The following is a 1324-nucleotide window of genomic DNA, read 5'->3' as shown; positions in this document are numbered from 1 at the left end:
GCCTAAGCTCGCTCTGCTAAGCGGGCTTTTATTTTGCTTTCTTTTTGTCATCACGTCCCAGTGTGTAGCCAATTTCAAACGCTGTTGCCGTGATTAATACCAGTGTGAACAGCGTGGCTACAATCGACCATAATTGGTTAAATTCGCTCATTTTCCACCTCCTTACCTTTTTGGCTTGTATCTGGTGATACTACCTAAAAATTCAGCCACCTTGTACTCAACGTATATTGGCTTTTTACGTCCAGGAACTGGCGAGTACGGAAAGCCGGGCATGGCCATCAACAAATTAACGTTGTCACGAGTTGTTCCCATCGCTTCAGCCAAGTCACCGATCGTGTCAAAAATTCTTGAACCGTTTATCGTTAATGGTTCAATTTCATTTTTCATGATTTCAACCTCCTTTCTTTTGCTATCCTTTAACTACTGGCATTGCAGTGACTAGTAATTTGAAAGGAGAACACTTATGAGTGAAATTCAAGATCTTATTTTCAAGCTATTGTCAGATGATAAGTTGTTAAAGATTTCTATTAAGGTTTATTTAAAAATATCAATTGACCCTACGAGCTTTGAAATGGCCTCAATCATTTCAGGGCTCTTTTTTGTTTCTGCTTCGTTTAACACATCAATAACGAACTTTCCGATTTCTCCAACTACTGTTTTTTCTTCGTTCATTTGTTTCTCCTTAATTGGTCAGTTCAATTTTGAATTCAATTCCTTGTGTCATAAACCACACTCCGTGACTAAATTTAGGAATTTTAGGCGAAATTCCTCTCTTAGACAATTCTTTATCAAAGAGATTCTGAATAGCATCTGGATTAATATTGCCCCACGTTATAATGTGTCGCCTTCCTAACCAGTCTTTGTAGTAAATCACGGATTCTGTATTCATACTTCTCCTTTACGCCGTCTGGTCTTGCTCAATCAATGGCAACACACCGTTATCCTTCAATAGTTCATACAACCCGAGACGGCCCTTTTGAGTCCACTTGGTATTAGCGACTACCTCATTAGTTCCATCAGCATGTTGAATTCTTGTTGTTTCTGATTGTGTCCAACCCTTTTTCTGATGCTTTGAATACAGAAGCCAAGTCTTTCCTTGCTTGTACTGCACACCTAACTCATGAAGCAACTTATTCATCGCAGATCCGCTCATGCCGTAGTCTTTAGCAATAAATGTGATAGTAACCAATTCTTTGTTTTGCAAGATTGAGTCTGTGTAATCAGCCTTTGGTTGCAATTCATTAACACGTTGTTTAAGAAGCAACTTCTCTTGTCGCTCCTGCTTAAGAGTCGTGGCCAAACGAATAATCGTATCTGGGTCAGT

General features: G+C 39.3%; 5 protein-coding genes. All 5 read right to left on the bottom strand.

What is annotated here, in order from left to right; translation table 11 throughout:
* Nucleotides 1-28: 28 nt before the first annotated feature.
* A complete protein-coding gene (locus AOQ32_RS09075; protein ID WP_275542757.1) occupies nt 29-151 on the bottom strand; it encodes a hypothetical protein in 123 nt (40 codons plus the stop codon).
* A gap of 11 nt (nt 152-162) precedes the next feature.
* Nucleotides 163-387, bottom strand: a complete 225-nt coding sequence (locus tag AOQ32_RS08220) for a hypothetical protein (RefSeq protein ID WP_059394383.1) — start codon at nt 385-387, stop codon at nt 163-165.
* A gap of 147 nt (nt 388-534) precedes the next feature.
* The gene (locus AOQ32_RS08765; protein WP_158531900.1) at nt 535-672 is read right to left on the bottom strand and encodes a hypothetical protein; all 138 of its coding nucleotides are present in this window, start codon (nt 670-672) and stop codon (nt 535-537) included.
* A 10-nt stretch (nt 673-682) separates the two neighbouring features.
* Nucleotides 683-889 (bottom strand): hypothetical protein, encoded by a 207-nt coding sequence (locus AOQ32_RS08215; RefSeq protein WP_059394382.1) that lies wholly within the window; start codon nt 887-889, stop codon nt 683-685.
* A gap of 9 nt (nt 890-898) precedes the next feature.
* On the bottom strand, nt 899-1324 hold a 426-nt coding region (locus AOQ32_RS08210; protein WP_199504902.1), incomplete at its 5' end, for a phage antirepressor KilAC domain-containing protein.

Source organism: Fructobacillus tropaeoli (assembly GCF_001047135.2).
In the GTDB taxonomy this organism is placed as follows: domain Bacteria; phylum Bacillota; class Bacilli; order Lactobacillales; family Lactobacillaceae; genus Fructobacillus; species Fructobacillus tropaeoli.
The sequence above is the reverse complement of the archived record's forward strand: the minus strand, read 5'-3'. Positions and strand labels throughout refer to the sequence as shown.

Bases quoted from the DNA above. Each gene is read 5' to 3' on its own strand.
- AOQ32_RS08765 (WP_158531900.1), bottom strand. From the start codon at position 672: ATGAACGAAGAAAAAACAGTAGTTGGAGAAATCGGAAAGTTCGTTATT.
- AOQ32_RS08215 (WP_059394382.1), bottom strand. From the start codon at position 889: ATGAATACAGAATCCGTGATTTACTACAAAGACTGGTTAGGAAGGCGA.
- AOQ32_RS08220 (WP_059394383.1), bottom strand. From the start codon at position 387: ATGAAAAATGAAATTGAACCATTAACGATAAACGGTTCAAGAATTTTT.
- AOQ32_RS09075 (WP_275542757.1), bottom strand. From the start codon at position 151: ATGAGCGAATTTAACCAATTATGGTCGATTGTAGCCACGCTGTTCACA.